Raw genomic sequence first — 26,143 nt, forward strand, 5'->3', positions numbered from 1 at the left:
CATATTTTCCCACATTACCTCACCGTTGCGGTCTATAGCGGTGAGTATTTGCCGGGCATCTTTACCCACCTTATCGTTGTGCAAAATAATACAAAAGTACTCGTTGCCATATACTAGCTTTGCCTTGATATAACTCTGGGTGCTTTGCCCTATTTGTTGAGTTGTTCTGGGGTTGATGCCACTGGTTTGTTTTTTCTTTTCGGTGTTATACCTGAGGGGGCTTATTTTGGTTTTCACCAGAGACAAACGGGTAGCATTGCCCGTCTTTTGTGTCCACCACAGGTACTCTTCTATGCGAAGGTTCGAGTCAGGGCGGGTGACCAATGTTTTGAAATAAGGCGAATAGTAGTATACTTGGTTAGTGCTGGAAGTAACCTTGAACCAATACCCCTCTTTGGCAATGGTACCTACACCTTTGACCAGTTCGGGCGTTGCTTCAATGGTTTCCATCAGGTCTTCGGTTACCTTGCCAGTGCGTGCGTCTCTTAGCTCCAGTATCATTTGATCGGCATTGAAGACCAATATTTGATCTTTTACCCGCATCAACTCAAGCCTACTGGTAATTTTTACTCCTTCGGCAATGGTGATTGTTGCTAACTTGCTTCCACTGGGATGCCCAATAATACGTGCCGTATAAGTGTGGCTCATGCCTCCCTTCATTACTATCCCTTCTTCTAATACCCAACTCACGAACCCATCTTTAGTGGCTACAACTTTAGTAGCCTTAGTTTGTACTCTGTTATGTTGAGGAACCCCAAAAAGTATGCTGCGCATGCTGTACCCCATGACCGATAATATGATCACCGGTAATACCACAAATATCCAACGGCTGCTTTTGCTGCTGCTACTGCTGGAGGTTTTCACGACTGTAGTAGAAGTGTGGGTATGGCTGGTAGTATGTGAGCCACGCATGGCTTGGTCAAACAACTCGTCAAAATCGAAATCAAAGCCTTGGTTTGCTTGAGCACCAGGTTGGGGTCTTTGCATCCGGTTGATGAGTTCATACGCTTGGGTATGGCTTGGGGTAACCTCCAACACCCTTTCGGCAAGCTTTATGGCTTTTTGCTTGTCAGTGTCATTGCCTTTTTGTTTCCACAAGCCCTCGTGCGCCAGCGCCAGCCCAAAAGTACCCTCTGCGTTTTTGGGCGAAATGGTGAGTAATTCTTCAAATTCTTTGCGGGCATTTTGCCAGTTTTGGTGGGCAAGGTGTTGTTTGCCACGGGTAAGGTAGTTTTGTTTGGCGGTTTGTAGGTCTTTGGCTTCCAGCCCCATTACCTGAGCTATTTCCCAAAGATCTTCTTCTGATAGTTGTTCGTCACTGGTCTCTTTTTTCTTTTGCAAGTTCAACACTTTTTTTACAAAGTCTTCCAACTTTTCATTGCCTTTATGTTCCATGGCTTAGCAGTATTTTGTTCATTGAATTACCTGATTGAGCGTAAACTTAACAAAAAAAGAGAGGATTGTAAGTGTTTGAGTGAATTGGTATGTAAAACAGGGCAGTTTTGATGGTATTATACAACAAAGTTATCCATCAGCTCAAGGCCCAAGGGTTTTATCTTATTTTGTATATGAATCATTGGGTACTACTTCTCCTGTGATTATAAACCCGCCCATTGGATTGGTGCCAAGTGGTGGGTGTGTCAAAACATATTCTTCTCCAGCAAGTTTTCCCTTTGATTTTTGTGTTTTTACTCCAAAGTAATCCATACCTTTGGTGTATTACAATAGTCCATAGCTGATTCGAGTAAATGTTCACCTTGTTAAATGCTGTAAACCAGTATTTTATATTAAGATTGCGTACTCACTTTATTTTTAAAAGTGTTTCGGTTTTACGCCCAAACACCCAATTAAATAGTTTTTAAATTCATCAATAACTGATAAACAGCAAACAACTTTGACTAAAATCACTGCGGACTATTGGTATTAAGTACTAAAATAAAATTATACAATTGGCACTTGTAATTAGCGTAGAATGAATAGTTAAACCTACTGGTCATTTATCGTTAATTGTTGGTTGCTGCTTATTTAAACAAGCTCTTAAACAGTAAAATCAATGCAAAAACGACTCAATATTCTTTTAGCAACACTTACCTTGTTGTTGGTAGTGCAAGTACAACAAGCCCAAGCCCAAAAAATAAGAAAAAAACACTTGATCAAGGTTTGGAAAATCTCACTGGAGTCAATTACTCAAAGTTTGCCGCCTGAGCAAAAGGAAAAGTATGACCAAATGAACGACACCGATAAGAAAGCTTTTGCGGCTTATATGGAGCAAATGATTGGTAAAATGCGCATTGAGTTTAAGTCTGGGGGTAAGGCGACTGTCAACTTATTTGGCGAAAAAAACAAAGAAGCCACCTGGAAACTCAAAAAAAATGTGTTGACTATGAACACTGAAGGCAAAAACAGGAAAATGACCATACTTGAGCTAAGCAACGAAAAATTTAAGTTTGAAGCTATTGATGACGATGGAAAAAAAATGGAATTGACTATGGTTCCTGCAAGTAAATAATGCTTGTATTGACCAGGCTAAAGTACAAAAGCCTTGAAATGACTTAGTCATTTCAAGGCCTTGGGGGTAGATGTTATGTACTATTTTAGGCTGTCTTTACCTCTGGTATTTCTTCTTTGGGTACTTTAATGATGGTCATGACATAAAAGAATGAATGATCTTCATCTATTGCCTCAAACCCAAACTGAAGTTTTTGCCCCGAACGACGCGCCATATCCAAAAAGCCTAATCCTGCGCCTCCCTTGCTCGATAGTTCCATATTTTGAACAATCTCACGGTAGAGTTTGCGAATTTCGCCTTTCTCCATTTCGTTTATATTCTTTAGTTTGTTGTTGAGTATTTCAGCGTCCTTATTGTTGATAGGGTTGCCCGATGCCAATATGTACTCGTCGGCTCGTTTGCCCATCAAGAATACTGGACTGTATATTTCAGGGTCGAGTTGAGGGGTGAAATTTTCTTGTTCATAATGGCGCACAATGTTTTGTAAGCACTCCACCATTACATTAATGATTTTTTTCTTAATAAAAAATACCTCTTCTAGAGCGTCCAGCTTACTGTTTGCCAATTTAGTAAGTGACACCATTATATCATGGGTAATGGTTCCTTCATAAATTAGAATCAGTTTTTTGTCAACCATTAACTTTCTGAGATCCTCTACGTATTTCATTTTTAGGAAGATTAAATTTTATGATCTGCAATTACTCAAAGCTTTGTGATGAGTATTTTGGCACTTTTTATGTAACTTTTATTACATCGGTACTTTAAAAGCAAAACTTTGATACAACTTTCGATAGACAATTTGTTACTTTAGCAATGTAGTACAAAACCCTAACCAAATTTATTAAAGAATGAAAAAGGATAATTTAAAAAGTAAAAAAATGGTACATTTCAGAAACCGTAAATTGTTTCGTTCAATGGATGTTGCCCCAACTAATTCTTCAACAAGTAAAGCACTTGCCAAACTGGAAGAACTAGTTGCTCGTCAAAAGTAAATAATACATCTTATGTCGTATTGTAATTTATAAGCCACTCTTTAATTGTTCAAATTGAGGAGTGGTTTTTTTATGTGATTACACATACTGTCTTTTCAGGGTTTATTCTATAACTATTCCCCCCAAACCAAGGCTTGGTGAGTTATCCCACACCTAAAACGCATATTTCACACATATATTGATACCCTAATATAATCATTTACCTGATACTATGAGTTTTGACTATTCATTTAGTACTTCAGGTAATGACTAAATATTAGATGTTTTACTGCCTTAAGTACAAAAAACTTTACTTTCCAACACATGCATTTACTGCCTGCATTGGGCAAAACCCCCAAGCTTAGACAAGCATAAAATTAACGGGGAATATTGAGTAATTCTCAAAAACAAATCATAGGCTAAACATCCACCTCAAGCAAGTAGTCCAGCCCATGTGTTGCCGCCAATAAGAAATCCTGTGAGTGCATTAAATCGCCGGGAGTAGGCTGTGACAGTATGTGTTGCCTTCAAGTTGTAATTTGGTAAAGCAATAAGTGGGTGGATTTGCCCTGCTTTCTTTAAGCCTTGGGGGTGTTGTATCTGCTTCTATCGTCGATTTATCATTCATGAATTGGCTAACCACTTGCAAGGCTTAGTGCTACCTTTTACAAATTTGCTGTAATATAAATTAGCTGATAATGAGCGAGTTATATTGAGATTTCATTTAAGTGAAAAATAAGTAAGCCCCTGTTTTATTAGATGTTGACGCTACATTTTATGGTGAGTGCTGGAGACAAAGTTGATAGATTTTTTTCAGGTGAAGTTATTAGAAAGAGATACTTTAAGAAAACAGGGAGTCAATAAGTGAAAGCTATGAGGTAAGCACAAAATAAAAACAAAGGGAATGATGAGGCGGGATTTGCCCTGAACATACCCTCAGTTAAAACCTGGGGCAAACAGGCAACGCCTAAGACAAATGCTGGGTTTTTAAAAGCAAGTAAGTAAAAATAAGGGGAGGGAATGTCTATGTATCCAATATGTAATAACCACTACAAATGAGTGTGAAAATTTGCTAATAAGTTTATTGAAAATAAAATAAATCATACAGCGTACTGTATAATGAATTGTAGTGAGTTATGAATGGTAGTCTCTCTCATAAAAAGACCAAAATAGTTTGACAATAGCGCACTTGGTGGCTGTTTCCTGGTGTTTAAAGCTTTTTTTGCCTAAAAGGTAAGGGTAAAACTTGTAACTCTCTTTGCATTATAGCTATATTTCAAATGTAAAAAACCTTGTCGAGATGGATCAAGAACCTCAAAAATCCAAAAAAAGTAAAAAGCCCCCTTGTATGATGAAACGTGGTTTTTTTGTACTACGTCAGTGCGAAAATCCAGCAGTGAGGCAATGTGCCATTACCCAAAAGCCTATTTGCGAAGATCACTCCGTACACTGGGAAGGCAAAATAGTAAGCACAGAAGCCTATGCGGAAGAAATGAAAAAGCAGGGTAAGAAACCATCCACCATCACGCGTGACTTGGCAACCTGGCGACCAGGCGAAAAGCGAAACTATGCCCTTTGGCATTACTATATGCGCGAAGATTTTTACGAACGTCAAAACTATGCACCACTTGTAGACTATGACGAGTTTGATGAGGCGGATGAAGCTGGATTTGAAACCGAAGCAGGAGAGTATTGGGATGAAGAAGATGGAGGCAAGGGAGGTTTTTATGATAGTTGATATATAGCCTCGGGTTTGAGTAACCTACCATACATAGAAGCTATCAACTTGTTCGCTTTTTTTATCAGGTCAAGGGGGGGGGTACAGCGACCCCTTGACTACATAGCACCCACAGGGGCAAGCTTCAAGCGACAAGTCGCAAGTCCTTAGATACCGATGAATATCGGTGCTAGACCCTGTTTAACTGCGTTGAGCTCATCACAGCAAATTGCTGTAGATTCGGTTCATAGGTAACTACACTTTTATATCACGTTGATTTTCAGTGACTTATAAAAAGAGTAGTTAAAAGCCTATCGATTTTTTTTGAGCAAAAATCAGTTGATTTTATTACCCAGATTTGCTCAGGTGTAGTTGTTTTAGAGCGCCTACCATTTTTTACACACAAGTCAACTTTTGCCGCCGTTGGTTTAGTAACATTCAATGTTTTGCTCAGGCATTTTATTGCAGCTTATGTTGGTCACTCACTTTTTTTAAGTACATAATTTCATTGATTAACTTCCCTGCCTCACCTGCTCCTAGCTTGCCCTCAGAGGGCAGTGTCTCCATGCCCGATCGGAACCTCGAACTTTGCAAGCTTCAGAGAGGTTTCTCATTTTTTATAAGAAGCCCTACTTTTTACAACACAAGTCAACTTTTGCCGCCGTTGGTTTAGTAGCATTCAATGTTTTGATCAGGCATTTTACTATCTCTTATTGCTTCTTGTATTGGTCAATCACTCACTTTTTTTCGCTTTTTTTTAGTGCATAATTTCATTGATTAACTTTTTGTATATCAATTAGTTGTATAATAAAACTAAATATTTAGGAACTGATCTAAAAGTTTAGTTTCAGAATTATATATTGACAGTGAGTGTTTTTTTAGTACTTTTGACGCATATATTACACTATTGTACTTAAAATAAAATATTATGAAGCTTTTAACAAAATTATCTTCGGTAGTTTTAATGACCGTCGTATTCTTTACCTTTTCCTGCCAACAAAAAGAGCAAGACAATACGCCTAAACCTGAGAAGGTTTCTGCCGAAGTCTTGACCCAAATCAAAGCCATGGGTTTTTCTACCGAAGGGGTACTCAAAACAGATGATGGTTATATTGTTGAAAATGATATTTTTATTCCTACCCGGCGACTAGGCGAAAAAGCAGAGCGTCGAGTTTTATTAAGGGCTGGTCAAGAAGAGCAGTACCGTACTACCAATGTTGTAAACTCTAATGGTGGCAGACTGATCAAGGTGTATATTGGTACCAATTTTAACTCTACTTATGTAGCTGCAGTAAACGAAGCGATTGCCCGCTATAATGAGTTAAACCTTGACTTAACTTTTCAGAGAACAACCAACAGCTCTGAGGCCGACATTAAAGTAACTCGCTTGAGCTGGTTCCTTGAACTTTTCGGGGTGTTAGGTTCAGCTGGTTTCCCCGAAAATGGGAATCCTTTTGGTGAAATTAAACTAAGTGGAAGGTTGTCTTATGGGGTAGATGGCATTGCTACGGTAATGGCACACGAAATGGGGCATTGCATTGGTTTCCGTCATACCGATTATTTTGATCGCTCTATCAGTTGTGGTGGCTCTACCAACGACGAAGGTGACGGTGGCGTAGGTGCTATCCAAATTCCGGGTACTCCTTCAGGAGCTTCTGTATCGGCTGGTTCATGGATGCTTGCTTGCTTTGCGGGGAGTAACCGTGATTTTAACGCTGACGATGTTACAGCACTTAACTGGATGTATAAAGGTAACTTCTAAGAATTTTTATAGGATTTATAGTAAGCTTATGTAGGTCAGTGCCCAATGTTTATTCTTAGACATTGGGCACTTTTGCTTTCTAAATGTTACAGAAATGCCTTGAATGGTCCCCAACTTGTATAGAAAAATGCATTGCTGCTGAACGCTGTCAGTGTCAGCTTTTTGGCAACTATTATCAAAATACTATCGGTTCTTGGTTTATTTCTTAACTTTCTTGATATTTTTTTAAATAAACCCACAAAACCGAATAAATTGCCTTTTATAGTTTGAAGTCATCTCGTCTTTTAGGGTGTTGATGAAAATGATTGCTTTTGTTTGCTAACGAAGCGTTTTTTTTGAAGCATAGCAACGCTACGGTGATAAAAAAACTCGAAGTTAACGAGCAAAATGAATCGTTTGTAATTCATTGTTAAAAGGCGAGATGACTTCTTTGCTCAGAAAACATTATAGATTCAAATAGATATGAAAATTCGTTTATCATTGGGCGCATTAATTATGGGGTTGTTTATTACCTCATTAGCCTATAGCCAAAAAAACCAATTTACCCGTCAAGATAGCCTTAAGGGAAGCATTACCCCCGAAAGAGCCTGGTGGGACTTGACCTATTATCATTTAAAGGTACAGGTTTACCCTGAAAAAAAGCGCATTGCTGGTTCTAACACGATCAGGTATAAAGTATTGAAAAACGGGCAACGTATGCAAATTGACTTGCAAGAGCCTATGAAAATTACCAAAGTCCAACAAAATGGCAAAGCCCTTAAGTATAGTCGCGAGGGCAATGTATATTGGGTAACCTTGCCGCCTCAACTTAAGGGCAAAACAGGCGAGATGACGGTGTTTTTTGAAGGAACCCCCAAAGTAGCACGCCGTGCCCCCTGGGACGGTGGCTTTGTGTGGAAACGTGACAAAAACAATCGTCATTTTATTACTGTAGCCTGCCAGGGCGAAGGGGCTAGTTTGTGGTGGCCTTGCAAAGATCACCCTTACGATGAACCAGACAATGGAATGATGATTAGTGTAACCTTGCCCGAAAACTTAATGGATGTTTCGAATGGTAAGCTGGTAAAAACCGATCATAACAAAGCTGCCAAAACCAAAACCTATCACTGGCAGGTAAAAAACCCCATTAATAACTATGGGGTAAACGTCAATATAGGCGACTATGCCCACTTTTCAGAAAAGTTTGAAGGAGAAAAAGGTACGCTTGACTGCAACTATTATGTATTGAAGTATAACCTTGATAAGGCCAAAAAACAATTTAAACAAGTGAAAAAAATGCTTACAGCCTTTGAACACTGGTTTGGTCCTTACCCTTTTTATGAAGACGGTTTTAAACTGGTAGAAGTGTCGTACCTGGGAATGGAACACCAAAGTTCGGTAACTTACGGCAACCGTTACAAAAACGGCTACTTGGGCTCCGACTTGAGTGGTTCGGGCTGGGGGCTTAAGTTCGATTTTATCATTGTTCATGAGGCTGGGCACGAATGGTTTGCCAATAACATTACCCACCAAGATGTAGCCGATATGTGGATACACGAAGGGTTTACGGCGTATTCAGAAAACCTATACCTTGACTATCATTTTGGCACAAAAGCCAGCCGCGAATATGTACTGGGTACCCGCCGCAATATACGCAACGACAGACCTGTCATTGGGGTGTATAATGTAGACAACGAGGGATCAAGCGATATGTATTACAAAGGCGCCAATTTGCTGCACATGATTCGTGTAATCATTGGGAACGATAAAAAATGGCGCAAGATATTGAGAGGGCTGAACAAAAAATTCTATCATCAAACTGTGACTACCCAGCAAATAGAAAGTTATGTTATTAAAAAATCGCGTAAAAAAATAACCAAAATGTTTGATCAATACCTAAGAACCAAGCAAATACCTACTTTAGAGTACAAAAAAGACAATGGTACATTGAGCTATCGTTGGACAAACTGCGTCAAAGGGTTTGATATGCCATTGAAGACAACCATGGGAGAAAAAACAGTTTGGTTGAAACCTACTCAGCAATGGAAAAGTACCAAGTTAAAAGGAGACTTTAAGGTAGTGCGTGATTTTTATATAAAAACCAAAGAAGTAAACAAGTCAAAATAAAAGCGAGGAGAAATAGTTGGAAGTAACAACAGGGACAAGCTTTAAGCGACAAGTCGCAAGTCCTTAGATACCGATGAATATCGGTGCCCCGCAAGCGGGATATTGGCATAGCCTCCACTAGGAAAACCCTGTTTAACTGTGTTGAGCTCATCACAGCAAGCTGCTGCCCCGATGAATATAAATCGGGATTTAGAAATAGATTCGGTTCATAGAGAGCTAATAAATTCATAGTATGCTTATTTTCAGCGGGTTATGAATTTGCTAGTTAGAAGCACTTAAGTAGTGAGAGATTTCTTTAAAAAAAATAAAGCTCCTGATGGTTTGAGTCAAATCATCAGGAGCTTTGTACTTTTTATGCCAATGTTTTGGTGATAAAACAAAACCCTCACAAAATGAAACACATTTATGAGGGTAAAATGGGCAACTGATCGGGATTGAACCGACTACCTCTGGTACCACAAACCAGCGCTCTAACCAGATGAGCTACAGCTGCCATTTAATATTTATTTCCCGTTTGGGTTGGCAAAGGTAATACTTTCTAAGTTAAAAAAGCAAGACCTAAACCCGGAAAATGGGAGAAAAAATAGCGAGCAAAACACAATGTTGTTTGCTCAAAACAAAACCCCCATAAAGCGAATACTTTATGAGGGCAAAATGGGCAACTGATCGGGATTGAACCGACTACCTCTGGTACCACAAACCAGCGCTCTAACCAGATGAGCTACAGCTGCCATTTAATATTTATTTCCCGTTTGGGATGACAAAGGTAATATATTATGAATTAAAAAAGCAAGGGCTTGCCGAAAAAAATATTTCAAAAATAAAAAACACCACTAACATAGCTATACAAGGCTGTAGACACAGTTTTTGCTCCTCCTTAAAGGTGATTTTACCTGAGCTTAAAGAGGTGCTTTGTGTACAGATAAAAGTTTTTGAAAAATAAAAAATGAATAAAGAACTTTCCTACTTCACAAATGTTTTGTATTTTATTTATGACAAACATCATTCTATTGTAACCTTATGACTTGGTATCAACTGTTGCTGACATTTGCTGCCCTGATTTTCTTTTTGGGCATTTACTTTATCATTCCTACCGTATATATTGGCATCAGGCTAATGTTGGGGCACCATATTACCAATACCATGCGCGAAAACGAAGAGTATAAACGTGGCATTGAGCTGGTAGACCAGGAGCGTTATCAGGAAGCCTTGCGTTTTTTTGACGCGGTGTTGAGTCATCACCCAAAAAGTGCTGTAGCCTGGGCACATAAAGCCTGGTGTAACTTTGCTATGGACAACCTGCACGAGGCAATGTATAACTGTGACAAAGCCATTAATTATGATTATAGCTTGTCTGACTGTTACCTTATCAAGGGCAAAGCATTATTTGCCTTGGAAGAATATCAATTGGCGCACGAAGAGTTTGCCAAGGCAGTATGGCATTTCAAAGATAAGGCAGTTCCCTATCGTTTGAAAGGGCGTTGCAACTATCATCTGGGCAACTACGACGAGGCAAAGGTAGACTTTCAGCGTGCCATTCGTTACCACGATGAAGATGCCAACTATTTGCTACACAAAATGGAAAATGAACAGGATGCCTTTTAACCTTCACGTTTGTTTTTATATTTACTAACAATACCAATAATTACTCCCCAAAAAACTACGCTCAGCGTACCAATGGGGTTGAGCCATAAATAAGCCAAAGCTTTTTTGCAAGTCTGTGTTTCATGTGTGCCAAAAAAATGATACTGCTGGGTATCAGTGTCTAGGTATAGGTTGTCAAACAAGAATACCGTAAGCATACCTAGTAAAAGCCCCACAAAAGCCCCGGAACCATTGGCTGGCTTGACCCAAATAAGGACAAAGACCCCTAGAATAGCCCCATAAAAATAGCTCCCTACTTTATTTACCAGCTCTACTATAGAATCGGTTTCGCCATAGGCAAGTGCGGCAAGTACCGCAAATATGCCCCAACCTGCGGTAGCTACCCGCGACGCATTGAGGTAATAATGCGTGGGCTTTTCTTTTGTATGTAAGCGTTTTTGCCAATCAATGACAGTACTGGATGCCAGCGAATTTAAGCCACTGTCTATGCTTGAGAGGGCTGCCGCCAAAATAGTGGCAACGATTATGCCCACCAAGCCCGCTGGCATTTGCGTAAGCACAAAGTAAGGCAAAATGTAGTTGGTGTCGTTTCTACGGATTCCCGTAGTTTTTTCTTGTCGTTTTATCTCTGCTTGTCGCAAACGATTGAGCGCTCTATCTTGCGCTATAAAAGCTTGTTTGGTGGGCTGGTGGTGTGGAGCTTTCAGGTATTGGTAGGCTGCCTGTGCCCGCAACTGATGAACTTTTTTATAAGTGTTTTTTGCTGTAGACGCTTGCTCGGTATGTGCTGCCTGGTTAGGAATAAAAAGCAGGGGAGCTTCTTTAAAAACATAAAATACATAGAGAAAAACCCCTAACAAAAGCATAAAAAACATCATAGGTATTTTGGCGAAAGCCGTCATCATAAGCGAACCTCTGGCGTCGTTGAGCGACTTGGCGGTAAGGTAGCGTTGGGCTTGAGATTGGTCGGTGCCAAAATAAGACAACATGAGAAACAAGCCTGCCAATAGTCCACTCCAGAGGTTATATTTTTCGGCAGCATCAAAGGTAAAGTCAATGGTTTTGAGTTTAGCGGTTGCCCCGGCAATTTGGAGCGCCTCAGTAAAACCTACTTCCTGAGGGAGTTTTGACCAAATCCAGACAAAGCAGAATACCAATCCACCCATCATGAGCACCATTTGTTTGATGTCGGTACGAATGACCCCGGTAATGCCCCCAAATACTGTGTAAACCGTGGCGCCTATGCCTATAACAATGATGGTGTAAGAGAGCGGTACCCGAAGTATAACAGACAGTACATACGCTGGGGCAGCAATGACCAACCCCATGGACAATCCGCGTGAAAGCAAAAATAAAAAACTGGTTAACAGCCTTACTTTTAAGCCAAAACGATGTTCGAGGGCTTCGTATACAGTAAATATTCTAAGGCGGTTATAAAACGGGAGCAGTGTAATAGATAGGATGATCATAGCAAGGGGAACGCTCAGGTATACCTGTACAAAACGCATGTCGTGCACATAGGCTTGTCCGGCGGTACCTACAAATGAAATGGCTGAAGCTTGAGTGGCCATTACTGATAACCCAACTGCCCACCACGGCATGCTACGGTTGGCAAGCAGCAAATCTTCTACGCTTTTTGTGCTTTTGTTTTTTCGCAAGCCATCCCACAAGGTAAAGGAAAAAAAAGCAATTAGAATGAGCCAATCAGTAATTGTCATGATATTGTATGTGCTTTGTTATAGGGTTGACTTTTTTTGAGTAAAAACGTCCAGGTTTTGGGGTCAGAGAACTTGTTAGTTCAATAGTAGTAAGCTGGTTTATGAGCTTGCAAAATAACGGCTAAACCAATACATCAATACAGGGTATAATATTGCACTGGCTAACACTGCCCAATACATCCATTCCCAGCGTTTGGTGAGAGTGTGCTTATTTTTCATCAGGGGTTATTATGATTATTTACTATCCAAACACCAAATCAGGGTGAAAGCGTTCAATGAATAGATTTGGTCTTGCTCAAATATGGTAAAAAAAATGTATTTTTGACCTATACATTAGATGACATAATAAAAGCAAAGCGGTGGTACAACACCCTAAGCATAGTAAATACCTCCAGATAACTATATTATTGAATTTGACCTGATGGCACTTTGAAAAACACAGACGCCCATACCCAAAAAATAAAGCAATTGCTTGAAAGCAACGAAGAAGCCAATTTTGAACTGGCTTTGCAATTGATAAAATCTGTATCATCCGACAACGAGGGCACCGGAATGTTGGCAGAAGTATTTGAAATAATCACAGAAACCAAACAAAAACGGATTGCTTGTTTGCAGAACGGAGTATACGCTGCTTTACGAAACAACACTGCCTTGAATTTTTCAGAGTTACACATGGAGCAGTTATTACCGGGGGTAGGCAAACTGACCGAGTTGCAACATTTATATTTGGGGCATAACAAGCTTGCCAACCTGCCCAACGACCTGGCACAACTTGCCCATCTAAAAACGCTCGATCTGAATGTAAATCAATTTCGTCAAATCCCTTTATCAATCACACAGCTTACCCGTTTAGAGCAATTGCTGATGAACTACAACAGTTTGGAAAGCCTGCCCGAAAATTTTAAAAAACTCACCAATCTAAAAGTGTTACAGCTCTACCAAAATCAACTAAAAGATTTTCCTTTAGTCATTACTGAGTTGCCCCACCTGGAAGTGCTCTGGCTGGGCGCCAATGTGTTTAGTACCTTGCCTGCCGAAATTAGCCTATTGCAACAGCTCAAAGACTTAAGCCTTTATAATGTGCCTATTCAGAATATTCCACAGCAAGTAGGGCGTTTGAGTAACTTGAGGGAGCTAAGTATGAAGTACAATCAGCTTCATATCTTGCCCTCAGAAATAGGCAGCTTGTGGCGCTTAATTGCCCTGGAGGTAGACCACAATCACATAGACAAGGTGCCCGAATCGATAGAGAATCTGCGTAAGCTGGAGTATTTGTCATTGCGCAACAACCAGCTCAAGAGTATTACTGGGGGCATAGGTCAGTTGCAAAACCTGAAAAGTTTGCACCTAGACAACAATCAGCTCACAGAGTTGCCAGAGGAAATAGGCAAATTAAAAAATCTGGAGGTGTTGTCGGTAGAAAATAACCAATTAAAAGCAGTTCCCCCTGCACTTTATCAACTTGATAAGCTCAAAACCTTTAACCTGCGTGACAATCAAATACCCCTGAAAAAGATCAGTGAAGTGCACCGTCAGTATCCCTTGATACAAGTTTGATTAATGCCTGTAAATTATCAATTGATAACTGAGAGTTATTGCTATTTCAAAGGCTAAGTAGTACCTTCACGTTTCTTTTTTTTACACACTCCCTACATTAAACTATGAAAGTAGCCATTCTGCGTTACAATGCAGGCAATACACAATCGGTGCAATACGCCCTCGAAAGGCTGGGTGTGACACCCTTAGTGACCGATGATCCAGCGCTGCTCACCTCAGCCGATAAAGTGATTTTTCCGGGAGTAGGGCACGCCTATTCGGCAATGAACTACCTCAAAAGCAAACAGTTAGATCAGTTAATTCCTCAGTTAAAGCAACCCTTTCTGGGGATATGTCTGGGCATGCAGCTGTTGTGTGAACACAGCGAAGAAGGTGATACAGCCTGTTTGGGGGTTTTTCCAGTAAAAGTGGTCAAGTTTGACGCGCACCTCGCCCAACAACAGTCAGCCAAACTCAAAGTACCCCACATGGGCTGGAACAATTTGCAAGAGATGAACGGGAAAATCACTAAAGGTTTGACAGCAAACGATTATGTATATTTTGTACATAGTTATTATGTCGAACTGGCAGACTATACCACAGCTCAAACCGACCATATTGTGCCCTTTTCGGCTATGCTTGAGAAAGATAATTTTCATGCAGCACAGTTTCACCCCGAAAAAAGCAGCCAACAAGGTAGCCAAATCATTCAAAATTTTTTAGAACTTTAAAGGACAGCGTCAAGTGACAAGCGATAAGCGTCAAGTAGTTTTTACTTGTTGCTTGGGGCTCATTGCTTGAAGCTTTATATATTATTATGATTCAAATAATTCCGGCAATAGATATTATCAATGGGCAATGTGTACGGTTGACCCAAGGTGATTACAGTCAAAAACGAGTGTATGACAAAGACCCTATAGAAATGGCACAAAAGTATGCCGACGAGGGGTTTCAGCGTTTGCACGTGGTAGACCTTGACGGTGCTAAAAGTGGGGCACCCAAACACCTGGCTTTGGTAGAGCAAATGGCGGCCAAAACCAATTTAACGATTGACTATGGGGGAGGGATAAAAACTACCGAGCAGGTGCAGGCAGTATTAGACGCAGGAGCAGCCATGGCAAACATTGGGAGCCTTGCTGTAAAACAGCCTGAAGTTTTCAAAGGATGGTTGCAAACTTTTGGCTCAGATAAAATACTGCTTGCCTCAGACGTAAAAGGCGAAAAAATAGCCATCAATGCCTGGCAAGACGAATCTGAAGTAAGTATTTATGACTTTATCGCCGATTTTATACCTAGTGGGCTTACCCAGTTTTTTTGTACCGATGTATCAAAAGATGGTTTATTACAAGGGGTTGCCCTGGAGCTTTACTGTAAACTTAAGCAAAAGTTTCCAACGATGACCATTATTGCCAGTGGGGGAGTAGCTAGTATGCAAGACATAGAAGACTTAAACAAAGAGGGCATTGATGGGGTAATTGTGGGCAAAGCCATTTACGAAAATCGCATTGCTTTAGAAGAACTTAAGCAGTTTGCCTAAAGTGTGACCATCTCATTAACTGAAGTTACGCAGACCTACTTATTTTAATGGTTATATGGCTTTATTGCTAAATGATTGGGCTACGCATCGCGCAACCATAAAACAATAAAGCTATCAAACAATATAAATAAGCAGACTTGGAAATTACTGCGTAACATCAGTCATTAAATAACCATTGAAAACTTATGATCACTAAAAGAATTATCCCCTGCCTCGACGTAAAAGATGGGCTTACTGTCAAAGGTGTACAGTTTGAGAACCTGGTAGTAGCAGGCGATGCTATAGAATTGGGGCGAAGGTATGCCGAAGAAGGAGCTGACGAGCTTTGTTTTTTGGACATTACCGCTACCAATGAAAAACGTAAAACCCTGGCGGCATTGGTCAAACGCATTGCTGCCAATATTAACATTCCTTTTACGGTGGGTGGGGGCATCAAGTCGGTAGACGATATTTCGGTATTGCTTGATTCGGGTGCCGATAAAATTACCATCAACTCGGCAGCTGTGCGCAACCCTGAGCTAGTGACCCAAGCCTCCAAAGAGTTTGGCGAACAATGCATTGTAATAGCTATAGATGCCCGCGAGGTAGCCGGCGAGTGGTATGTGCATACCCACGGAGGCAAACAAAAAACGGATATAAAATTGTTTGAATGGGCTAAAGAAGCCCAAGAACGCGGCGCAGGAGAAATTTTGTTTACTTCGATGAATAACGATGGTACCAAAAACGGTTTTACCCTTGAGGCTACCCGTCAATTGACTGAGGCTTTGACGATTCCGGTCATTGCTTCGGGGGGAGCAGGCGCCAAGTCGCATTTCAAGGATGTGTTTGAACAAGCCAATGCTGATGCGGGGCTGGCTGCCAGTATTTTTCATTTTAATGAAATAGGCATCAAAGAACTGAAAGATTACCTAAAGGCTGAAAATATTCACGTGAGAGGGTAATTTACTTATCATAATGTATTGTTACAATTAAAAAGCGATTGATGCCTGATCAGTCGCTTTTTACATCAATCGAGGCCTACTTCAGTTTTTCAGCCAAAGCCGCTACATTCTTTTTACTATTGCCAATAAATATATCATCGCCAATCAGGAACACTGGGCGTTTGAGAAAAGTATACCCGTCTAAAATGTATTGTTTATAATCGTCTTCGCTCAAAGTTTGATCCTTGAGTCCCAGCTCCTTGTATTTGCGCGAAACCCGGCTAAACAACGCTTCATAGCTTCCGGCAAGCTGGTACATTTCGTTTAATTGCGCCTCAGTAACTGGGTCAGCTTTGATATTTTGTTGCTCAAAACTATCGTCTACCCCCACCTCATTCATAATGCGTTTACAAGTATTGCAAGTAGATAAATAATATACTTTCCTTCTCATGTTGATTCAATTTTTCAAGTGTATTAAAACAAAACCACGAATATAAGCAACATTGGTTTAAATTGTCAAAAACCAACCATTTACTGAAAAGTACCCTTTGCATACAAAGCCAAAAATCCCATTGACTAGGCAAGCTTTTGCACAATCAATGGGACTTTCTGGGCATTATTTCATTTGGTTTACAGCGCGCTTTGGGATAAAGTAGCCTCTATTCAGCCGTTACTGCATAACGCTCGTAGTCAGTATACCCTTCCTTGCCAGGTGTATAAAAAGTATCTTGGTTTGGCTTGGTAAGTTCCCAGCCATTGGCAAAACGCTCTACCAAATCGGGGTTGGCTATATACGGACGCCCATAGGCAATAGCCTGAGTACGTTGCGAAGCAATTTCTTGCTCACCACTTTCTCCATCATAACCAGCGTTAGACACCAAAAAACCTTTGTATAGTTTACCAAAGTGTCCAATCACATCTTGTACAAAATAATCTTCTTTACCCAATTCCGTAAACGGACGACTCAAGTGTAAGTAGGCCAGGTTATAGTTGTTAAGACGCTTGATGATATACTCGAAAGTTTTGGCGGTTTGTTCATCCACTTTTTGCCCCATCATCTGGTGCAACATAGGGTTGAGTCGTACTCCAATGCGATCTTCTGGTACCACCTCTTTTACTGCGTCTAGTACCTCAAAGAAAAAGCGGGTCTTATTTTCATCATTACCTCCGTACTCATCAGTACGCAAGTTGCTGCAATTGTTAAAAAACTGGTGGATGAGGTACCCGTTAGATGAATGAATTTCTACGCCGTCAAAACCAGCTTTCATAGCATTGGCCGCCGCATTTTTAAAGTCTTGTACAATACCCTTGATCTCTTCTTTGGTAAGGGCGCGTGGAGTTTCGGTTTTGGTTTTTCCTTGAGGGGTAAATACTTCTTCATTGGGGTTGATAGCCGAAGGAGCCACGGGAGCTTTGCCTTCTGGCTGAAAGTGCGGGTGCGACATTCTGCCCACATGCCAAATCTGCATAAATATTTTACCGTCTTTTTCGTGTACAGCAGCAGTCACTTTTTTCCAGGCTTCTACTTGAGCTTCAGTATAAATACCCGGTACATTGATGTAGCCCGTGCCTTGCGGCGATATTACAGTACCTTCAGTAATAATCAAACCCGCTGAAGCCCTTTGTACATAGTACTCTGCATGAAGGTCGGTAGGTACTAGTTCCTCATTATTGGCGCGACTGCGGGTCAAAGGTGCCATAAATACTCGGTTGGCAAGGTTCAACGAACCCATTTGTACTGGTTTTAATAGTTCCATTTAAATGTTAGTTGTTTTATGGTTTAAAATAAGTTGATATATCAACAGTTATGTTTATAACTATTTGCGTAAAAAAATTACCCGTTTAGCATTTTTATCAGCAAGTGTTTAAGTTGTGTGATTTCCTCATCGTTGAGCCCTGTACACATTTCTCGGTGGGCTTGTTGCGAAAGGGCACAGCTCAAACTTTCAGCTTCTTTTCCTTTGCGGGTCAGGTAAATCCGGTAATTCCTTTTGTCCTTGTCATCCTGAATCCTCACAATGTAGTTCGTTTGCTCCAATTGCTCACAATAATTAGAAATATTGGGCTTTGCTACACAAGCCCGTTTGCTTATTTCTTGCTGGGTAAGCCCGTCCTCTTCCCATAGCCTGCTTAACACGATCCAACCCGCCTGACCAAAGTCCAGTTGATGTTCTTTCATCAACCGGGCGAAGTGAGCCCTGGTTCTCTTGGCGTTTTGCGTAAGCAAATAGGCTATTGATTCATTGACTTTAAACGGCATAATAAATTAGTTATGTTTATAACTGTACTTGAGTTGTTTTTGTTCAGTAAGTGCAGTTTTTTTTCAAACAACTTTCTCAAAAAACACCTAAGTCGTTGATAATTAAAAGATTATTCTTGTGAGTTATTTTAAAATGTGTTTTTTAAAAATAAAAAACCGTTGAGTATACAACAGACCTTCGGGTATTTTGTCCCCTTTTTAAAAACCTATATACCCCACAGTTTAGATATGTGTCCATAAACAGAGTAACTTCAAGCTTACATTTATTTAGTTTTATATTTACAAAGGTAATCAATAATCGGGGTTTTTAGGAGTAAAGATCAACCTTAGTGACGTATTCAAACAGGGCAGGATTTTTAAAGAGGTACAATGGTCAGAGGCATCTTTTGATGGAGTAGGTTATTTTTGTAGTTTTACTTAGAATTCCTGATAAGGTGCTATTACTGTGATGATAAAAGAGAATGAAAAATAGTAAGATTGCATATTTATGGAGCAAAGGAGGTGTAGTCTTATTTATTATGACCACCGTGTTGCCTATGGTGCTGGCGTTGGGGTATGCTTTATGTTACAGCGCAGGTTGGGTAGGTATCCTTTCTGAAGGGTTTACCCTTAGGTTTTGGCAAAAAATGTTGCCCAACGTCGAAATGTGGCAATCTTTAGGGTACACCCTTTATGTTACCCTCGCTTCGTTGTTACCTGCCACTGTTGTAGCCTTATTGCTTGCCACCTATTTTAGGCGGGCAATTGTAGGCGGCAAGCTCCATTACCTCATCTATTTCCCTTTGGCTATTCCAGCAATCGTAGCCGCCTTTTTTGTCATGCAGTTGTTTGCCAAAACCGGGCTGTTGTCGCGGATAGTTTATCAAACCGGGTTGATCGACCAGTTGGTGCAGTTTCCTGACCTGATCAATGATCAATATAGTGTAGGTATTTTGTGCGCGCACTGGTTACTTGCCACTCCTTTTTTAACCGTCATGTTTTTGGGTATGTACGATGGTGAGCGATTAGATGATTTGCAACAGGTAGCTACTACACTGGGAGCTACGCGTACCCAGGCGTATCTTCAAGTAATTATTCCGGCATTGTTGCGCAAAGGCTACCCCACAGTGGTGCTTTACGGCATTTTTATTTTTGGTGCTTACGAAGTCCCTTTGCTATTAGGGCGGCAGTCTCCCGAAATGATTTCAGTGCTTGCCACCCGTAAAATAAAAGACCAGTATGATTTATTGCAATTGCCCGAAGGTTACGTATTGGCAGTTATTTATTCTTTATTGATGATGATGAGTGTATTATGGCTACTTCGCAAACAAAAGAAACGGCTTTGAGTCAATCAGCAAACCGGTGGCGCATCATTCGGATACTTTTGGCGATTTGTTTGGTAGGGGTGGTATTGTTGCCTTTTTTATTACTATTGGGTTTATCATTGAGCCGTCAGTGGATTTACCCCCACCTTTTGCCTCAACAAGTAGGGTTAATGAATTGGACACAGCTTTTGGGGTATCAGCAAAACTTGTTATGGAGCCTGGGGTTATCGTTGGCGCTTTCGCTAAGTGTTGCTTTTATTGCTACCTGGGCAGGTTTTTTTACTGGTCGTATGCTTGCCTATCATCCTCGCGGCAGGCAATTGCTCAAACTGGCTTATTTGCCCTATGTCATTTCTCCTGTGATTTATGCCGCTTGCCTCAAAGTATACTTTATTTGGTTTGGTCTCGATGCCCGGTTTTGGGGAGTATTGTTAGCGCAACTCATGATTGCTTATCCGTTCAGCGTTATTTTGTTTAGTGAGTACTGGAGCCACCGTACCCAGGCACTAGAGCAGTTAGTGGCTACTCTGGGTGGTTCGCCTCGTCAAACTGTATGGAAAGTATTGGTACCGATTTCCCGAAATATATTGTTGGTGAGTTTTTTTCAAACTTTTCTTATATCCTGGTTTGAGTATGGGCTTACTCAACTGATAGGCTTGGGCAAAGTACCTACACTTACTGTCATGGTATTTGGCTATTTAAAAGAGGCTAATATCTATTTTGCTGCCTTGGCTTCGTGTTTGTTAGTCATGCCACCCTTGCTATTGTTGTGGATCAACAAAAAATACGTGTTAAGCGGGAGAGGAAGCCATTAAAAAACCACCCCCTAAGCAAACATACAAGGGGGGTGGCAAGAAAAGCATTAAAAATATTTTTTTGGGATTGACATAAACAAGCTCTTATTGAAACTCAACATCAAAAGTCAAGATGCCATAATCCTTCATTGCTAACTGCTTGTTAATGGCTTTTTTGTCAAACTTAGAAGAGTACAAATCTCCTCCTAACCAATCTTTCATTTCTTTGTGCTCTGGGTGTTTAGGGTTTTTCATGATCATCATCAGATCCATATAACCCCAAGGACCGCCACAATCTTCGGGTGGGCAGGCATTTTTACCGCTGACACACACCGGATACGTTCCTCCTTCTGTGGGGGGGTGTACCTCTTCCAGCACCACATTGTGTTGCCAGCTATCGCCAAAATCATAGGTGTAAATGAGCTTGTCATTCTCCTTTTTTAGTAGTTGACCGAGCTTCACATCCCGATAATCTTCGCTTTCCATTTCTCCCCAGGGAGTAGGTGCTGCGTAAAAATTGCGTTTGTGTTCAAACTGGTGTAAGTGGCTGTTTTTCCACCCCATCGCAGTTTGAATGACCTTGTGTAGGTCGGGTAACAAAATATCTTGAGGTACTTGAATTTTCCTCCATATTACTGGGGTTACATCCATCAATGTAACCTTCAATTGGTATATTTTATTATTTGTGCTCATATCAATCTTGGTTTAAGATGATAAAGATTTAGTAAATAAAATCACACGTTGTTTATTGCCAAAAAAAACGTAAAAATGAAGAGAAGGTTGTACTTAATTAGAATTAAATTTTAGCCTCGTTATTGGGCAAATTTTAGGCGGTGTTTTTTGAAAAAAAAATCGAAGGAATAAGCTTGACGTTGTGTATTTGGGCAAGCAACTTATACGGCTACTTGATATTTTTTCTTGGTGAATAATTACTTTTTATAAAAATAAGCATATAACAGGCCTACAAAAACTATAATAAAAATTACTTGGCTTGGCATAACCAAACATTTATGCCTAACTTGCGTAACTAAAATCTAAGTCAATTCACCTTCTCACTCACTTATAGTAAGAAGTAATTGATTTATAAAGAAGTGCAGAGAGATTGGGCTCGCAGAAGCACTGGCAACCTACTTACCAAAAGAAAGGTGCTAAATCCTACCTGACTCGGTACGATCGGGAAATATAAATTGAATTACAGAAAAATCTAAAAATTCATTTTGAAGTGACCAAAGTATATACCCATACCTCAATATATGGTTATGTGACAACACACATACACATGAAGAGGTAAGCCTATGTTTATTGGCTTATAATATAAACAGCTGAAGGACGACTTTTTATATCATAACGAATTAGAACAAAAGGATAGAAAACAGATGATGATTGAGCAATTGTTAAAGAAGCGAATTTTTGTACTTGATGGGGCAATGGGTACAATGATCCAAAGATATAAATTTACTGAGGAGGACTACCGTGGCGAGCGATTTAAAGACTACGAACATCCTTTGCAGGGTAATAACGACTTATTGTCTATTACTCAGCCCGAAGCCATTAAAACAATTCATGGTAAATTTTTAGAGGCTGGAGCCGACATTCTGGAAACCAACACTTTTAGTGCTACTACCATTGCTATGGCAGATTACCACATGGAAGATTTGGTATATGAGCTCAATTATGAATCGGCAAAAATAGCTAAAGAAGTAGCCACTGAATTTACCAATAAAAACCCTAATAAACCTCGCTTTGTAGCGGGCTCTATAGGACCTACCAACCGCTCTGCCTCATTGTCGCCTGACGTAAACGATCCTGGCTTACGTAACATTACCTTTGACCAGTTGGTGGTAGCGTATTATGAACAAGCCAAAGCATTGGTAGAGGGTGGAGTAGATATTTTACTGGTAGAAACCATCTTTGATACGCTCAATGCCAAAGCTGCCCTGTTTGCTATAGATAAATACTACGAAGACACCAACAAACGCCTTCCCATTATGGTGTCGGGTACCATCACCGATGCAGCTGGTCGTACCCTTTCGGGGCAAACCATCGAAGCATTTTTATATTCGGTATCTCACATGCCCATTCTAACCGTAGGGGTTAACTGTGCCTTGGGAGCCGACCTGATGCGTCCTTATATTCAATCATTGGCAAAAAATGCCCCTTTTTTAGTATCAGCTCACCCCAACGCAGGTTTGCCCAATGAGTTTGGCGAATACGATCAAACTCCTGAAGAAATGGGAGCCATCATCAAAGAATTTTTAGAAAGTGGTTTTCTTAATGTAGTAGGAGGTTGTTGTGGTACTACGCCAGAGCACATTGCCGAAATTACAAAAATAGCTGCGGAATACTCGCCTAGAGTAATACCAGAGCAAGAGCGGTTGGCTACTTATAGCGGAATGGAGCCTTTGAAAGTAACCAAAGCCATCAACTTTGTAAACATTGGGGAGCGTACCAATGTGGCAGGGTCGGCTAAGTTTCGCAAACTGATTAAAAACGAACAATATGAAGATGCCCTCGCCATTGCCTTGCATCAGGTAGAAGGTGGTGCTCAGGTGATAGATGTAAATATGGACGAAGGAATGATTGACTCAGAAGAGGTCATGACTATCTTCTTGAACCTGATTGCTTCTGAGCCGGATATTGCCCGTTTGCCTATTATGATCGATTCCTCTAAGTGGACCGTGATAGAGGCTGGATTGAAAGTGGTACAGGGTAAATCTATTGTAAACTCTATTTCGCTTAAAGAAGGCGAAGAAAACTTTAAAAACCAGGCAAACCTGGTGCGTCGTTATGGAGCCGCAGTGGTAGTGATGGCTTTTGATGAAGTGGGGCAGGCAGACTCGTACGAACGTCGCATCGAAATTTGTGAACGTGCTTACCGTATTTTGGTAGATGAGGTAAAATTTCCACCTGAAGACATTATTTTTGACCCCAACATTCTGACCGTTGCCACGGGAATGGAAGAGCACAACAACTACGCAGTAGATTTTATCAATGCTACCCGTTGGATCAAAGAAAACTTGCCGTATGCCAAGGTGAGCGGAGGGGTAAGTAACATCTCGTTTTCGTTTAGAGGCAACAATGTCATTCGTGAAGCCATGCACTCAGCATTTTTGTACCATGCCATCAAAGCTGGTTTGGACATGGGGATTGTAAACGCCGGAATGATTGAAGTATACGAAGACATTCCTAAAGATATGCTTACGTTGATAGAGGATGTATTGCTTAACCGCAATGCTGATGCTACAGACAAACTCATTACTTTTGCTGAGCAGGTAAAAGGCAAGGGAAAGGTGCAGGTAAAAGACACCAAATGGAGAGAAAATCCAGTAGAAGAACGCTTAAAACATGCTTTGCTTAAAGGCATTACTGAATTTATAGATGAAGACACCGAAGAAGCACGTTTGAAATACGACCGACCACTACACGTGATAGAAGGACCTTTGATGGATGGTATGAGTGTAGTAGGAGATTTGTTTGGTCAAGGAAAAATGTTTTTGCCTCAAGTAGTAAAAAGTGCCAGGGTGATGAAAAAATCGGTAGCGCACTTGATGCCCTTTATGGAAAAGGAAAAAGAAGAGGCCGTGGCACGGGGTGAGTTGAATACCAAGGGGGTAGGTAAAATATTGATGGCGACCGTAAAAGGTGATGTACACGACATAGGAAAAAACATTGTAGGAGTAGTGCTGGGGTGCAACAACTATGAAGTGATTGACCTGGGAGTAATGGTGCCCGCCCAGAAGATACTTGACACAGCCATTAAGGAAAAAGTAGATGTGATAGGCCTGAGTGGTTTAATTACGCCTAGCCTTGATGAAATGGTAAATGTGGCCAATGAAATGGAGCGTTTGGGCTTAGACATTCCTTTGTTGATTGGTGGTGCTACTACCTCAAGAATACACACTGCAGTAAAGATTGAACCTAAGTATAAAGGATCTGTGATTCATGTATTAGACGCGTCGCGCAGTGTACCAGTAGTAAGTAACTTATTAAGCGACAATAACCGCGAAAAGTTTGCGCAGGATATCAAAGACGAATACGCCCGCATGCGCGAAGGACATGCCAATCGTAAGCAAAACAAGAAATTTTTGACTGCAGGTGCAGCCCGGAAAAACAAATTTGCCATTAACTGGGACGAAACCAACGTAGTACGCCCGCAGTTTTTGGGAACCAAGGTGTTCGAAGACTACCCACTGGAAGAAATTGTTGACTATATTGACTGGACGCCTTTCTTTCAGACCTGGGAGCTACACGGCAAATACCCTAAGATTTTGACCGATGAAGTAGTAGGGGAGGAGGCCACCCGCTTGTTTGCTGATGCTAAGGAAATGCTTCAAAAAATTGTGACCGAAAAATGGCTTACGGCTAAATCGGTATTTGGTTTTTTCCCGGCAAACACAATAAACGACGATGACATAGCGGTGTATGCTTACCAAAAGAACACTGTAGAAGCGCTTGCCAATGGTAATGCTACCAACACCAATGATTGGGGCTTTGCCGAAGACCGTACCCAGACTATAGCATTGTCTCACGCATTGAGGCAGCAAGCCCAAAAAGCCAATACTGTACCGAATATAGCCTTGTCAGACTTTATAGCTCCTGCCGAAACGGGTATTCAAGATTACCTGGGTGGTTTTGCGGTATCGGTGTTTGGTGCCGAAGCCATCGCTAAAAAATTTGAAGAAGATCACGATGACTTCAACTCTATTATGGTCAAGGCGCTTGCCGATCGTATGGCAGAGGCGTTTGCTGAATTATTGCACGAAAAAGTGCGTAAAGATTATTGGGGGTACGACCAGAGCGAAACCCTGTCTAATGAAGAACTGATCAAAGAACGTTATAAGGGCATTCGCCCGGCTCCGGGGTACCCTGCTTGCCCTGATCATACCGAAAAAGTAACTTTATTTAAACTATTAGATGCGCCAAACTCTACCGGAGTAGCCCTTACCGAGAGTTTGGCAATGACTCCGGCAGCATCGGTATCTGGCTGGTATTTTTCTCACCCTCAGTCCAAATACTTTGGCTTAGGTAAGATAGAAAAAGATCAGGTAGAGAGTTATGCGGAGCGCAAAGGCATTTCGGTAGAAGAGGCTGAGAAATGGCTTAGCCCTAACCTGAATTACGACCGTTAATTGGTCTTATTTTGACTGTGATTGTAACACAAAAGTTGCCGGAAGTTTTTTCGGCAACTTTTTATTTTATACTGTACTCAATGTGTATTCTTCACAAGGATTGCCATCAATTACTTTGTAAGAATTTACTGAAATATATAGAGTTGTAGTAGAGTGAATAAAAAAATGCTGTAATTTGCAATAAACCTAAAACAGGGCAATTATGCGATATAATTGCCCTGTTTTAGTGGCGATATTTCGTGTATTTATTACGATTTACCGTCAATGAAGAAGTG

Annotated in this window: 21 protein-coding genes, 2 tRNA genes and 1 riboswitch; of the genes, 13 read left to right on the forward strand and 10 right to left on the reverse strand. The window is 40.8% G+C overall.

Features of this window, described 5'->3' with window-relative positions; translation table 11 throughout:
- Together M23134_RS25050 and M23134_RS41340 are read right to left on the reverse strand one after the other, a co-directional pair.
- Positions 1-1,395 (reverse strand): tetratricopeptide repeat protein (locus M23134_RS25050; RefSeq protein WP_045114307.1); only part of this gene is annotated, 1,395 nt, incomplete at its 3' end.
- Between the two features lie 162 nt (positions 1,396-1,557).
- Positions 1,558-1,707, reverse strand: a complete 150-nt coding sequence (locus M23134_RS41340; protein ID WP_002700884.1) for a hypothetical protein — start codon at positions 1,705-1,707, stop codon at positions 1,558-1,560.
- Positions 1,708-2,053: 346 nt separating this feature from the next.
- Here M23134_RS41340 and M23134_RS25055 point away from each other — a divergent pair, with 346 nt between their 5' ends.
- Entirely contained in the window at positions 2,054-2,509 is a 456-nt protein-coding gene (locus tag M23134_RS25055) for a lipocalin-like domain-containing protein (RefSeq protein ID WP_002700886.1), read from the forward strand.
- Between the two features lie 85 nt (positions 2,510-2,594).
- Here M23134_RS25055 and M23134_RS25060 read toward each other — a convergent pair whose 3' ends face one another.
- Entirely contained in the window at positions 2,595-3,176 is a 582-nt protein-coding gene (locus M23134_RS25060; protein ID WP_002700887.1) for a SiaB family protein kinase, read from the reverse strand.
- 181 nt (positions 3,177-3,357) lie between these two features.
- On the opposite strand from M23134_RS25060, the gene M23134_RS41345 reads away from it, so the two are divergent.
- The 4 genes from M23134_RS41345 to M23134_RS25075 all read left to right on the forward strand — a co-directional run bounded on the left by M23134_RS41345 (position 3,358) and on the right by M23134_RS25075 (position 9,065).
- Positions 3,358-3,501, forward strand: a complete 144-nt coding sequence (locus M23134_RS41345) for a hypothetical protein (protein ID WP_002700889.1) — start codon at positions 3,358-3,360, stop codon at positions 3,499-3,501.
- 1,327 nt (positions 3,502-4,828) lie between these two features.
- Positions 4,829-5,218, forward strand: a complete 390-nt coding sequence (locus tag M23134_RS25065; RefSeq protein ID WP_157558635.1) for a hypothetical protein — start codon at positions 4,829-4,831, stop codon at positions 5,216-5,218.
- Between the two features lie 907 nt (positions 5,219-6,125).
- Entirely contained in the window at positions 6,126-6,959 is an 834-nt protein-coding gene (locus M23134_RS25070) for a M57 family metalloprotease (RefSeq protein WP_002700896.1), read from the forward strand.
- Positions 6,960-7,421: 462 nt separating this feature from the next.
- Positions 7,422-9,065 (forward strand): M1 family metallopeptidase, encoded by a 1,644-nt coding sequence (locus tag M23134_RS25075; RefSeq protein ID WP_157558636.1) that lies wholly within the window; start codon positions 7,422-7,424, stop codon positions 9,063-9,065.
- A 419-nt stretch (positions 9,066-9,484) separates the two neighbouring features.
- Here M23134_RS25075 and M23134_RS25080 read toward each other — a convergent pair.
- A tRNA-His gene (locus tag M23134_RS25080) sits at positions 9,485-9,558 on the reverse strand.
- A gap of 164 nt (positions 9,559-9,722) precedes the next feature.
- A tRNA-His gene (locus M23134_RS25085) sits at positions 9,723-9,796 on the reverse strand.
- Positions 9,797-10,085: 289 nt separating this feature from the next.
- Between M23134_RS25085 and M23134_RS25095 the strand changes: the two genes are divergently transcribed.
- Positions 10,086-10,670 carry a tetratricopeptide repeat protein gene (locus tag M23134_RS25095; protein ID WP_002700904.1) on the forward strand — a complete coding sequence of 195 codons (585 nt, stop codon included), beginning with the start codon at positions 10,086-10,088 and terminating at the stop codon, positions 10,668-10,670.
- Here M23134_RS25095 and M23134_RS25100 read toward each other — a convergent pair.
- Complete coding sequence (locus tag M23134_RS25100) at positions 10,667-12,388, reverse strand: sodium:solute symporter (RefSeq protein ID WP_002700906.1); 1,722 nt, start codon at positions 12,386-12,388, stop codon at positions 10,667-10,669. The genes M23134_RS25095 and M23134_RS25100 overlap by 4 nt on opposite strands.
- Before the next feature lie 429 nt (positions 12,389-12,817).
- On the opposite strand from M23134_RS25100, the gene M23134_RS25105 reads away from it, so the two are divergent.
- From M23134_RS25105 to hisF, 4 genes are all read left to right on the forward strand, one after another.
- On the forward strand, positions 12,818-13,945 hold the full coding sequence (locus tag M23134_RS25105; RefSeq protein ID WP_002700917.1) for a leucine-rich repeat domain-containing protein: 1,128 nt from the start codon (positions 12,818-12,820) through the stop codon (positions 13,943-13,945).
- 104 nt (positions 13,946-14,049) lie between these two features.
- Complete coding sequence (gene hisH, locus M23134_RS25110; RefSeq protein ID WP_002700919.1) at positions 14,050-14,655, forward strand: imidazole glycerol phosphate synthase subunit HisH; 606 nt, start codon at positions 14,050-14,052, stop codon at positions 14,653-14,655.
- A gap of 86 nt (positions 14,656-14,741) precedes the next feature.
- Entirely contained in the window at positions 14,742-15,461 is a 720-nt protein-coding gene (gene hisA / locus M23134_RS25115) for a 1-(5-phosphoribosyl)-5-[(5-phosphoribosylamino)methylideneamino]imidazole-4-carboxamide isomerase (protein WP_002700921.1), read from the forward strand.
- 185 nt (positions 15,462-15,646) lie between these two features.
- Positions 15,647-16,402 (forward strand): imidazole glycerol phosphate synthase subunit HisF, encoded by a 756-nt coding sequence (gene hisF, locus M23134_RS25120; protein WP_002700922.1) that lies wholly within the window; start codon positions 15,647-15,649, stop codon positions 16,400-16,402.
- 76 nt (positions 16,403-16,478) lie between these two features.
- On the opposite strand, the gene M23134_RS25125 is transcribed toward hisF, so the two are convergent.
- The 3 genes from M23134_RS25125 to M23134_RS25135 all read right to left on the reverse strand — a co-directional run bounded on the left by M23134_RS25125 (position 16,479) and on the right by M23134_RS25135 (position 18,641).
- Positions 16,479-16,832 (reverse strand): arsenate reductase family protein, encoded by a 354-nt coding sequence (locus M23134_RS25125; RefSeq protein ID WP_002700924.1) that lies wholly within the window; start codon positions 16,830-16,832, stop codon positions 16,479-16,481.
- Between the two features lie 208 nt (positions 16,833-17,040).
- Entirely contained in the window at positions 17,041-18,138 is a 1,098-nt protein-coding gene (locus M23134_RS25130) for an alkene reductase (protein ID WP_002700926.1), read from the reverse strand.
- Between the two features lie 77 nt (positions 18,139-18,215).
- A complete protein-coding gene (locus tag M23134_RS25135) occupies positions 18,216-18,641 on the reverse strand; it encodes a MarR family winged helix-turn-helix transcriptional regulator (protein ID WP_002700928.1) in 426 nt (141 codons plus the stop codon).
- Between the two features lie 461 nt (positions 18,642-19,102).
- Between M23134_RS25135 and M23134_RS25140 the strand changes: the two genes are divergently transcribed.
- Together M23134_RS25140 and M23134_RS25145 are read left to right on the forward strand one after the other, a co-directional pair.
- Positions 19,103-19,966 carry an ABC transporter permease subunit gene (locus M23134_RS25140; protein ID WP_002700931.1) on the forward strand — a complete coding sequence of 288 codons (864 nt, stop codon included), beginning with the start codon at positions 19,103-19,105 and terminating at the stop codon, positions 19,964-19,966.
- Positions 19,963-20,760, forward strand: a complete 798-nt coding sequence (locus tag M23134_RS25145) for an ABC transporter permease (RefSeq protein ID WP_002700933.1) — start codon at positions 19,963-19,965, stop codon at positions 20,758-20,760. Before M23134_RS25140 ends, M23134_RS25145 begins: the two co-directional genes overlap by 4 nt.
- An 84-nt stretch (positions 20,761-20,844) precedes the next feature.
- On the opposite strand, the gene M23134_RS25150 is transcribed toward M23134_RS25145, so the two are convergent.
- Positions 20,845-21,432: a plasmid pRiA4b ORF-3 family protein gene (locus M23134_RS25150; RefSeq protein WP_002700935.1), complete on the reverse strand. Its 588-nt coding sequence runs from the start codon at positions 21,430-21,432 to the stop codon at positions 20,845-20,847.
- Between the two features lie 385 nt (positions 21,433-21,817).
- Positions 21,818-21,928: riboswitch (SAM riboswitch) on the forward strand.
- A gap of 133 nt (positions 21,929-22,061) precedes the next feature.
- On the opposite strand from M23134_RS25150, the gene metH reads away from it, so the two are divergent.
- Complete coding sequence (gene metH / locus M23134_RS25155) at positions 22,062-25,868, forward strand: methionine synthase (RefSeq protein ID WP_262492919.1); 3,807 nt, start codon at positions 22,062-22,064, stop codon at positions 25,866-25,868.
- Positions 25,869-26,143 lie beyond the last annotated feature (275 nt).

The organism is Microscilla marina ATCC 23134, from assembly GCF_000169175.1.
GTDB classification, from domain to species: domain Bacteria; phylum Bacteroidota; class Bacteroidia; order Cytophagales; family Microscillaceae; genus Microscilla; species Microscilla marina.

What these genes read in the sequence shown, in the direction of transcription:
- M23134_RS41340 (WP_002700884.1), bottom strand. Translation starts at nt 1,707, where the DNA reads ATGGATTACTTTGGAGTAAAAACACAAAAATCAAAGGGAAAACTTGCT.
- hisF (WP_002700922.1), top strand. Translation starts at nt 15,647, where the DNA reads ATGATCACTAAAAGAATTATCCCCTGCCTCGACGTAAAAGATGGGCTT.
- M23134_RS25130 (WP_002700926.1), bottom strand. Translation starts at nt 18,138, where the DNA reads ATGGAACTATTAAAACCAGTACAAATGGGTTCGTTGAACCTTGCCAAC.
- M23134_RS25125 (WP_002700924.1), bottom strand. Translation starts at nt 16,832, where the DNA reads ATGAGAAGGAAAGTATATTATTTATCTACTTGCAATACTTGTAAACGC.
- M23134_RS25060 (WP_002700887.1), bottom strand. Translation starts at nt 3,176, where the DNA reads ATGAAATACGTAGAGGATCTCAGAAAGTTAATGGTTGACAAAAAACTG.
- M23134_RS25150 (WP_002700935.1), bottom strand. Translation starts at nt 21,432, where the DNA reads ATGAGCACAAATAATAAAATATACCAATTGAAGGTTACATTGATGGAT.
- hisH (WP_002700919.1), top strand. Translation starts at nt 14,050, where the DNA reads ATGAAAGTAGCCATTCTGCGTTACAATGCAGGCAATACACAATCGGTG.
- M23134_RS25135 (WP_002700928.1), bottom strand. Translation starts at nt 18,641, where the DNA reads ATGCCGTTTAAAGTCAATGAATCAATAGCCTATTTGCTTACGCAAAAC.
- M23134_RS25095 (WP_002700904.1), top strand. Translation starts at nt 10,086, where the DNA reads ATGACTTGGTATCAACTGTTGCTGACATTTGCTGCCCTGATTTTCTTT.
- M23134_RS25070 (WP_002700896.1), top strand. Translation starts at nt 6,126, where the DNA reads ATGAAGCTTTTAACAAAATTATCTTCGGTAGTTTTAATGACCGTCGTA.
- M23134_RS25140 (WP_002700931.1), top strand. Translation starts at nt 19,103, where the DNA reads ATGAAAAATAGTAAGATTGCATATTTATGGAGCAAAGGAGGTGTAGTC.
- hisA (WP_002700921.1), top strand. Translation starts at nt 14,742, where the DNA reads ATGATTCAAATAATTCCGGCAATAGATATTATCAATGGGCAATGTGTA.
- M23134_RS25100 (WP_002700906.1), bottom strand. Translation starts at nt 12,388, where the DNA reads ATGACAATTACTGATTGGCTCATTCTAATTGCTTTTTTTTCCTTTACC.
- M23134_RS25065 (WP_157558635.1), top strand. Translation starts at nt 4,829, where the DNA reads ATGATGAAACGTGGTTTTTTTGTACTACGTCAGTGCGAAAATCCAGCA.
- M23134_RS25075 (WP_157558636.1), top strand. Translation starts at nt 7,422, where the DNA reads ATGAAAATTCGTTTATCATTGGGCGCATTAATTATGGGGTTGTTTATT.
- M23134_RS25055 (WP_002700886.1), top strand. Translation starts at nt 2,054, where the DNA reads ATGCAAAAACGACTCAATATTCTTTTAGCAACACTTACCTTGTTGTTG.
- M23134_RS41345 (WP_002700889.1), top strand. Translation starts at nt 3,358, where the DNA reads ATGAAAAAGGATAATTTAAAAAGTAAAAAAATGGTACATTTCAGAAAC.